The organism is Capnocytophaga sp. oral taxon 326 str. F0382 (assembly GCF_000318295.1).
Taxonomy (GTDB): domain Bacteria; phylum Bacteroidota; class Bacteroidia; order Flavobacteriales; family Flavobacteriaceae; genus Capnocytophaga; species Capnocytophaga periodontitidis.
The window spans coordinates 20,640-30,256 of the sequence record NZ_KB291432.1; the positions used below are offsets into that span (position 1 = coordinate 20,640).

A 9,617-nucleotide genomic window follows, 5' to 3' on the forward strand; every position below is an offset into this window, starting at 1 on the left:
AAGGAATAGGAGTGCTTTCTTCTACGCTTTTAGCATCTTTTACCACAGGGTCTTTATAACGTATTTTGAGGAAAGCTAATTCATTAGCAAATCCTTCTTTCACTTGTTTTTGATAACGCAACCCATCGGTAGTAGCTCCTTTGGTAGGTATCAATTCATACAAAGCAGTTACGGTATGTCCTGCACCTATCTCACCAGCATCTTTCTTGTCGTCTTCAAAATCTTCATTGGCTAAAGCGCGGTTTTCATAGCCTACCAATCGGTATTCTTTCACATATTGAGGGTTGAATTCTAACTGTAGTTTCACATCTTTGGCTACGGTGTAAAGTGTACCACCAAATTCATTTACCAATACTTTTTTAGCTTCAGTAAAATTATCGATATAAGCATAGTTACCATTCCCTTTGTTGGCAATAGTTTCTGCCATATCATCACGATAATTACCCATACCATAGCCCAATACCGAAATGTAAATTCCATTGTTGCGCTTCTCTTCTACCAATCGTTGCAACTCATCACGTGAAGAAATTCCTACGTTGAAATCACCATCGGTAGCCAAGATAATACGGTTATTACCTTTGGGTAAAAAGTTTTTTTCGGCTACTTCATAGGCAGTTTGTAATCCTGCTCCTCCTGCTGTAGATCCACTAGCTACCAAATCGTCTATCACTTTGGAGATTTTCTCTTTTTCTTTCGCTGGAGTAGAAGGTAAAGCAATACCTGTTTGACTTGCATAGACTACAATCGCTATCCTATCTTCTGGACGTAAGTTATCCAAAAGCAATTTGAACGATGCTTTGAGTAGAGGCATTTTATTGGGCTCGTCCATAGAACCTGAGGTATCTATTAGAAACACTATATTAGAAGGTGGCGCTTTGGTAAGATCTATTTTCTTTGCTTGTAATCCAATGCGCAACAGATAATTATCAGGATTCCAAGGACAGCTACTTAGCGTTGTTGTAGCATTGAGAGGTGTTTTGCTACCTTCGGCTGGAGGTGTATAGTTATAATCAAAATAGTTGATAAGCTCCTCTATGCGCACAGCATCTTTATGAGGCTTTTGTCCGTAGTTGAGCATACGGCGCACATTGCTGTAAGAGGCTCTATCCACATCGGCAGAGAAAGTCGTTACGGGGTCTTTCGCTGTTTTCTTAAAGCCGCCTTCATCAATCGCTTTATAAGTCTCGCGAGAAGTATTTAAAGTATAGCCATTTTTTGTTCCATAATTTCCACTAACACTTCCTGCACCTCTTATACGTATAGAAGAACTAGTTACGTCTCGTCTTTTTGCAGTTTCATAACTTGTTACCACCACTTCTTGAAGGGCAACGTTATCTTCTTCTAAAACTACATTGATGACTTTTTGCCCATTAACTTTCACTTGTTTGGTTTTCATTCCTAAAGAAGAAAACTCTAGGATATCACCATTCTTTACTTTGATAGTGTATTTACCATCAAAATCAGTAGAAACTCCTTGGGTAGTTCCTTTGATGAGTACTGAAACTCCAGGTAAAGGATCATTAGAAACATCAGTAACCTTTCCTGTTACTTCATACTCTTGTGCGTAGAGGCTTCCTATAAACAGGAAGCAGAATAATAAAATTTGTTTCATACCATTAGTTATTTGGATTTGGGTTATTATTTTATTTTTTCGGAAAGCTCAACTAAATCTATAAATTCTTTACGGTAGCCTTCTTTGTCTTCACCGAGAGCGTTTTTGGCTAATTCGAGTACTTGATTATAAGAAGATTGTGCTTTGTATTTAGAATTTCTTAGGAGCATTCCCCATTCGGCAACAGCGGCGGCAAAGCGATAATCATCATCGGTTTGGGAGAAGTCGGTGAGAGTAAAAGGAATAGGAGTGCTTTCTTCTACGCTTTTAGCGCGTTTGATGTAAGGGTCTTTATAGCGTATTTTGAGGAAAGCGAGTTCATCTTTATGAGCTTGTGTATTTTGCTTTTGGTAGCGCAACTCGTCAGTTGTTTTTCCTTTAGCAGGCACTAATTCATAGAGCACTGTTACAGTATGTCCTGCACCTATTTCGCCAGCATCTTTACTATCATCTTTAAAGTCTTCATTGGCTAAGGCACGGTTTTCATAGCCTATTTGGCGGTATTGTTTCACATATTGGGGGTTGAATTCTAACTGTAGTTTCACATCTTTGGCTACGGTGTAAAGTGTACCACCAAATTCATTCACCAATACTTTTTTTGCTTCGGCGATATTATCGATATAGGCATAATTACCATTTCCTTTATTGGCTATAGTTTCGAGCATATCATCGCGATAATTACCCATACCATAGCCCAATACAGATATATAGACTCCGCTTTGGCGTTCTTTTTCTACCAAGCGTTTCAATTCGCCATCGGAGCGCACACCGACATTAAAATCACCATCGGTAGCTAATATAATGCGGTTGTTTCCTTTTTCTATAAAGTTCTCGCGGGCAATTTGATAGGCTTTTTGAATACCAGCTCCTCCAGCGGTAGAGCCACCTGCTTCTAAGTTTTCTAAAACCTTAATAATTGTATCTTTTTCTTTGGCAGGTGTAGAAGGCAAAGCTACCCTTTCAGCTCCCGCATAGACTACAATTGCTACCCTATCTTCAGGTCGCAAGCTTTCCAAAAGTAGCTTAAACGACTCTTTAAGTAAGGGCAATTTGTCGGGTGAATACATAGAGCCAGAGGTATCTATCAAAAACACTATATTAGAAGGAGGTGCTTTAGTAAGGTCTATTTTTTTAGCTTGCAACCCGATACGCAACAAATAGTTATCTGTATTCCAAGGACATTTACTTAGGGTAGTGGTCGCATTGAGAGGTGTTTTACTACCTTCGGCTGGAGGAGTATAGTTATAGTCAAAATAGTTGATAAGTTCCTCTATGCGCACCGCATCTTTATCGGGTTTTTTCTTATCATTGAGCATACGGCGTACATTGCTGTAGGAAGCATTATCTACATCGGCGGCAAAGGTAGTAAGAGGGTCGGTAGCAGTGCTTTTAAAGCCATTCTCATCAATAGCTTTATAAGTTTCGGTTAGTCTTCTCCCTTGGGGTTTACGTTTTCGTTGTCTTCCTGCTGAGTAGCTTTTTACGGCTACTGCACAAGAAACAACAGATGCTTTCCTTACAGGAGCATAGCCAACTAATACGGTTTCTTCTATCTCGGAAATTTCTTCTAAAGCTATATCAATTACTTTTTGCCCAGTAATTTTCACTTCTTGAGTTTTATAGCCCATAGCAACAAATTGCAAGGTTTTTCCTTTCTTTACCTTAATGGAGTATTTACCTTCTTTATTGGTAGTAACTCCTTGAGCAGTACCTTTAATCACTACTGATACGAATTGCAAAGCTCTGTTTGAAGTATCGGATACAGTACCCGTTACTTCGTACTCTTGCGCGTGGAGACTTCCTATAAACAAGAAGCAGAATAATAAAATTTGTTTCATATTGTCAGTTATTAGATGTTAGTTCATTAGAGGTTAATTGTTAGTCCTTAGGGGACTACCTAACAATTGATTGAGTACTAAAATTTATTTTATTGGACAAGTTAAACGAGTCGGACAATTCGGACGGGTTGGAGGGGTGTTTTACAAAGCAAACGTAGTGTTAAGAGGGTACAACTGATTATCAAGCAATCAACCTTAACTAATCGCAGCCATTTCCTCCATAAAGCGGGTGGCTAAAGCATCGGCTTCTGCCTGAGTTTTAGCCTCAGTATAGATGCGGATGATCGGCTCGGTATTCGATTTGCGCAAGTGTACCCAGCTGAAAGGAAAGTCAATTTTGAGTCCGTCGATAGTGGTGATTTGCTCGTGTGCGTACTTTTCTTGCATTGCCTGCAACACCTTGTCCGGATTGAGTCCGGTAGTGAGTTGGATTTTATTTTTGCTCATAAAATAAGCAGGATAACTACGGCGCAAAGCACTCACAGTAGTATCTTTTTCAACCAAAAGAGAAAGGAAAAGCACTACCCCCACTAAGGCATCACGACCATAATGCAATTCGGGGAAAATCACTCCGCCATTACCTTCACCTCCTATTACTGCATTTACTTCTTTCATTTTGGTTACTACATTCACCTCACCAACAGCAGCCGCAGCGTATTCTACCCCGTGTTTTTCGGCTATATCACGTAAAGCACGTGAAGAGGAGAGGTTAGACACCACATTACCTTTCTTTTTACTGAGGTAATAATCGGCGCAGGCTACAAGGGTATATTCTTCACCAAACATTTCGCCTTCTTCGGTTATGAGCGCAAGGCGGTCTACATCGGGGTCTACTACCACCCCTAAATCGGCTTTTGCTTCCACTACCTTAGCACAAATATCGGCAAGGTGTTCTTTGAGCGGTTCGGGATTATGCGGAAACTGACCGTTAGGTTCACAGTAGAGTGGCACTACCTCAGCACCCAAGCGTTCTAACAAAAGCGGGATAGCGATACCTCCAGTAGAGTTTACAGCATCGACCGCTACTTTGAATTTGCGTTTGCGAATAGCTTCCAAAGTTGCCAATGGCAAGAGCGAAAGCACCGCATCGATATGGCGTTGTATATAAGTATCGTTGTAAGTGATATGCCCTAGGGCATCTACTTCGGCAAAAGAGAACTCATTGGCAGCAGCAATGCGCAAAATTTCTTCGCCTTCCTGAGCGTTGAGAAACTCACCTTTGTTGTTCAGCAATTTGAGGGCATTCCACTGTTTAGGATTATGACTGGCAGTGAGGATAATACCGCCATCGGCTTGTTCCATAGTAACCGCCACTTCTACAGTAGGGGTGGTACTCAAACCTATATCTACCACATCAATTCCTAAACCTACAAGGGTGTATTGCACGAGATTCTGTACCATTTCACCCGAAATACGCGCATCACGACCTACAACCACTTTTACACGGGTTTTATAAATATGTTTTTTGAGCCACGTGCCATAAGCAGCAGCAAATTTTACAGCATCAATGGGGGTTAAGTTGTCATCGGGCACTCCCCCTATAGTACCGCGAATGCCTGATATAGATTTTATTAGAGACATATTCTTACAAATTAAAATTTTACAATTTGCTATTAATAAGCGCAAAGGTAATAAATTATTGCAAATTACAAGTTACGAAAGTGATTTTTTTATTGCTAATTTGCTAATTTACTAATTATTGACTACTTTTGTCGCATCAAACTATTCGTTTATGACAAAACATCAACTCCGCGTGCAAGATGCTCTTAAATTCTTTGCACAGAAAGATACTGAATTAGGCTTTCGCAAACTTTTAGATTGTGTAGCCGACACACAACAAATGCCTCTCTACCTAAAGGCTATAGAACTTACCGACTGGAAGGAAAACAATCCTAATGAATTGGCTCAACTTACGGAAAAAGCATCTGCACTACTTGAAGAAGTAGGGCGATGCTCTGTAGAAGAAGTAACAACTGAAAAAGCTGTGCTTGTTGCTAAAGATCTAAAAAAAACTTATCGCTCTGGAATGTTTTCATTGGGTCCTATATCTCTTACTATTAGTAAAGGACAAGTTTACGGCTTAGTTGGTGAAAATGGCAACGGAAAAACAACCCTTTTGCGCATCTTAGCGCACGACCTCTCTTATAATTCGGGCGAAATGACCTATTACTTCAAAGAAACGCCCGCTAATGAATACGATTTACGCACTAAATTAGCTTACATTCCCCAACGCACCGACAAATGGTATGGTAGTTTGAAAGACAATCTCAAATTTACTTTGGCGTGCTATGGTATCCCTGCTGAAGAAAACGAACCACGCACTCTGCTAATGATTGCCCGTTTAGGTTTGTGGAAATACCGCAATCTAAACTGGAATGCGCTATCATCAGGGTATAAAATGCGTTTTGAATTAGCGCGCACCCTATTACGTCAGCCAGAATTATTGCTTTTAGATGAGCCTTTAGGGAACTTAGATGTATTGGCACAACAGGTAATATTAGAAGACCTCAAAATGATAGCCAACTCAGTAAATCACCCTATCGCTTTGATATTGAGTTCTCAACAACTCTTTGAAGTGGAAAAAATATCTGACAAGGTAATTTTCCTCAAAAACGGACAATACCGCGAAAATGTTGAGACTACCCAAGAGAACACCCCTACCCCACTCATCGTAGAAATTGACACTACTAACAGCAGAGAGGAATTATTAGCAGTATTTAGCACTTTTAATCTTGAAAAATTGCAGTACAACGGAGGTATTTACATCGCTTATTTTGCTGAAGATACAGAATATTCTACTGTGTTAGAAGCTCTTGGTAAAGCTAAAATAGAGCTCACTTATATACGAAATATTTCGGCTTCTACCCGCCGTTTCTTTGTGAGTTAGGGGGTCAGGTTTCAGGTGTCAGGTGTTAGGTTTTAGGAGGTATAGCTTATTAATTTTAAAACACTCATTATCAATTGAAAAAATATTTATTAGAACGTTATCCAGCAATTTGGAATACGCATGTAATATGGGCGTTGCCTCTCATTTTTGCAATCCACTTATTCTTTTTCTTGTGGGGATTTGCTACTATTACCGATGAGAATATGAGCAACTATTCTTTTGGTTTGGAAAACCTTTTTGAAGGGTTGCCTATGGTGATGAGCTTTATTATCATTGTACTAATGTTAGTAGGATGGTTCATTCGTTTGTTTAAGAATAATGCTTTTGAACGTTTTTATCCTGTGAGTGAGTGGCAATTATTCAGGCAGTTTGTGATATATCTGTTTATTATGGGAGGCATACTCAGTTCAGGGCTTTCGTTTACAATAGGTGAATCGGCTAAAGTACATTTGCGATATACCGACAGCTATATACACAATGTATTACAACAATACCCTAAAAATTTTAACTTTGAGGATGTAGAGAGACTCCCTGAAGCACAACAAAGGGAATACAACATAGCTAACAATGCTAAAGATATCAAGAAACGCTTGTTTGTAATGGAGTTCAATGAGGAAATTACAATGGTAGAAACAGCTGTTTTTATACTCACATCGTTGCTCTTTATAGTACGTATCACTTCATTACGTACAGCATTGCTAACTATTTTATTTAGTGGATTGTTATGTTTATTATTCGCTCTGTTAGTAGTATTCATATTATTTATGGATATTGAAAATTATGGAGAAGATAGTATATTGTTTTTTCTCTTATGGATTATCTATCTCTCAATACTTTTATACTCTACTACCTCCTCTAATAAACTACAGAGAGGTATCGCTATGAATATCACAATATTAGCTTTCTTTCCTATCATAATAGCTACTCTTTTCTTTTTAGAAAAGAGATACTTTAGAAGGAATTATGATAATGATATTCATTATTCACTCTGGCATAACTTCGAGGAACTTATCATTTTTAGCTGTAGCATATTGCTTTCAATTGGATTTATAGGACTTTATACGAATGTTATCGAACGATGGAGAGCAATGCCGGAGTAGGGATTAGGTTTCAGGTGTCAGGGGATAGGTGTTAGGTTTTAGGGGTTATAGGTTATTAATTATAAAACATTTATTATCAATTGAAAAAATATTTATTAGAACGTTATCCAGCAATTTGGAATACACACGTGGTATTGTTATTACCACTGATACTCTTATCCCATTTAGTCTTTTTTGGATTGGGATTTATAATGCTCACTGATAGCACGTTAGGAATTTCCTATTACCCGTGGGGAAACTTGTTTAATGGCTTACCTATGTTGTTAAACTTTATTATAATTGTTTTGCTATTAGTAGGTTGGCTTATTTATTTGTTTAGAAACAATGCTTTTGAGCGTTTCTACCCTGTGAGTCGTTGGCAATTGTTTTGGCGTTTTGTAGTATACTTTGCTGTTATTGGCGGAATTACAAGTTCTAGTTTTTCATTTATGGCAGGTGAGAAAGCTAAAGTATACTGGCGGTATACCGATAGCTACATTCATAGTGTATTACGACAATACCCTGAGGATATTCGCGATTCTGAAAGGGAACAATTATCTGATGATCAACTAAAGGAATATCACATAGTTCATAATGCATCACAAATAAAAAAACAAGTGTTTATAGAAAATTTTGATGATGAAATTTTTCTTGTAATCATTATTGCTTTTGTTTTAACTATATTGATTTTTACAGTACGTATCACCTCATTGCGTACAGTGTTGCTCTCTATTGTTTTCAGTGGCTTGTTGTGCTTGCTGCTTGGCTTAGTGCTCATATTGGTTTTGGAGAGCAATATGTTTGAAATGCGAGATGTATATGTAGTGCTGGAAATTTTATGGTTGACTTACCTTTCAATAATTGCTTTATCTATTTTCTCTGATAAAAAACAATACCGAGGTATTGCAATGAATATTTCACTATTTGGTTTTCTACCTATAACAATCACTACTCTAATAGCTATAGGAGAGAGATATAATTGGTGGTATTTTTTAGAAAAGAATTACAGTTATTGGTACGATATAAGAGAACTTATAATTTCAATAGTAGGGATACTGCTTTCATTTGTGTTTGTAGGGCTTTATACGAATGTTATCAAACGATGGAAGGCAATGCCGGAGTAGAGGGTCAGGGGTCAGGTGTTAGGTTTTAGGAGGTATAGGTTATTAATTATAAAACACTCATTATCAATTGAAAAAATATTTATTAGAACGTTATCCAGCAATTTGGAATACGCATGTGATACTGTTATTACCACTGATATTCTTATCTCATTTAGTCTTTTTCGCTTTGGGATTTATAATGCTCACCGACGGAAAGTTATGTAAGGGGTATTACCCGTGGGGGGACTCGTTTAATGGCTTACCAATGTTGTTAAACTTTATTATAATTGTTTTGTTATTGGTAGGTTGGTTTATCTATTTGTTTAGAAACAATGCTTTTGATCGTTTCTACCCTGTGAGTCGTTGGCAATTGTTTTGGCGTTTTGTAGTATATTTCGCTGTTATTTTGGGGATTATCAGTACTGGTTTTTCATTTATGACAGGTGAGAAAGCTAAAGTATATTGGCGGTATACTGATAGTTATCTTCACAGTGTGCTACAACAATATCCTGAGTATATTAGCGATTCTGAAATGAAACAATTTTCTGAAGCTCAGCGAGAAGAGTATTACATAGCTCATAATGCATCACTTATAAAAGAGCGAGTGTTTATAGAAAAATTTGATGCGCAAATTAATTTTATAATTATTATCGCTTTTTTACTCACATTATTACTCTTTGCGGTACGTATTACCTCATTGCGTACAGTGTTACTCTCTATTGTATTTAGCGGATTGTTGTGTTTGCTGCTTGCCTTAGTAGTGACACTTATTGTATATGTAGACACAAGTACAAAATTCAAAATATTTGCTGCTTTATCCCTGCTATGGATTAGCTATCTATCGGTGGTTTTCCTATCAATTACATCTAAAAAGAAACTATACCGAGGCATCGCAATGAATGCCACTCTATTTGGCTTTTTTCCTGCTATAGTTATTACTTTTGTAATTATAGAAGATAGGTACAATTTGTGGGAGTTTATAGAATATTATTTAGATCCTATTAAGAATGATATAAAAATACTTATCCTTTGGGGAATTGGAATACTGCTTTCAATTGGATTTATAGGGCTTTATACGAATGTTATCAAACGATGGAA

7 protein-coding genes are annotated in these 9,617 nt (G+C 37.7%); 4 read left to right on the plus strand and 3 right to left on the minus strand.

Features of this window, described 5'->3' with window-relative positions:
• The 3 genes from HMPREF9073_RS09475 to glmM form a co-directional block, all read right to left on the minus strand.
• Nucleotides 1-1,612, minus strand: a 1,612-nt coding sequence (locus HMPREF9073_RS09475) for a von Willebrand factor type A domain-containing protein (protein WP_009413514.1), incomplete at its 3' end; no start/stop codon positions are given.
• A gap of 26 nt (nucleotides 1,613-1,638) precedes the next feature.
• Nucleotides 1,639-3,450, minus strand: coding sequence for a VWA domain-containing protein (locus HMPREF9073_RS09480; protein WP_009413515.1), 1,812 nt, complete (start codon nucleotides 3,448-3,450; stop codon nucleotides 1,639-1,641).
• A 195-nt stretch (nucleotides 3,451-3,645) separates the two neighbouring features.
• Entirely contained in the window at nucleotides 3,646-5,031 is a 1,386-nt protein-coding gene (gene glmM / locus HMPREF9073_RS09485; RefSeq protein ID WP_009413516.1) for a phosphoglucosamine mutase, read from the minus strand.
• A 151-nt stretch (nucleotides 5,032-5,182) separates the two neighbouring features.
• Between glmM and HMPREF9073_RS09490 the strand changes: the two genes are divergently transcribed.
• The 4 genes from HMPREF9073_RS09490 to HMPREF9073_RS09505 all read left to right on the plus strand — a co-directional run.
• Nucleotides 5,183-6,337, plus strand: coding sequence for an ATP-binding cassette domain-containing protein (locus tag HMPREF9073_RS09490; RefSeq protein ID WP_009413518.1), 1,155 nt, complete (start codon nucleotides 5,183-5,185; stop codon nucleotides 6,335-6,337).
• Nucleotides 6,338-6,411: 74 nt separating this feature from the next.
• A complete protein-coding gene (locus HMPREF9073_RS09495) occupies nucleotides 6,412-7,437 on the plus strand; it encodes a hypothetical protein (RefSeq protein WP_009413519.1) in 1,026 nt (341 codons plus the stop codon).
• A gap of 80 nt (nucleotides 7,438-7,517) precedes the next feature.
• Complete coding sequence (locus HMPREF9073_RS09500) at nucleotides 7,518-8,540, plus strand: hypothetical protein (RefSeq protein WP_034555772.1); 1,023 nt, start codon at nucleotides 7,518-7,520, stop codon at nucleotides 8,538-8,540.
• Nucleotides 8,541-8,607: 67 nt separating this feature from the next.
• Nucleotides 8,608-9,617: hypothetical protein (locus HMPREF9073_RS09505; protein WP_034555782.1), on the plus strand; the 1,010-nt coding region annotated here is incomplete at its 3' end.

What these genes read in the sequence shown, in the direction of transcription:
- HMPREF9073_RS09490 (WP_009413518.1), top strand. Translation starts at nt 5,183, where the DNA reads ATGACAAAACATCAACTCCGCGTGCAAGATGCTCTTAAATTCTTTGCA.
- glmM (WP_009413516.1), bottom strand. Translation starts at nt 5,031, where the DNA reads ATGTCTCTAATAAAATCTATATCAGGCATTCGCGGTACTATAGGGGGA.
- HMPREF9073_RS09480 (WP_009413515.1), bottom strand. Translation starts at nt 3,450, where the DNA reads ATGAAACAAATTTTATTATTCTGCTTCTTGTTTATAGGAAGTCTCCAC.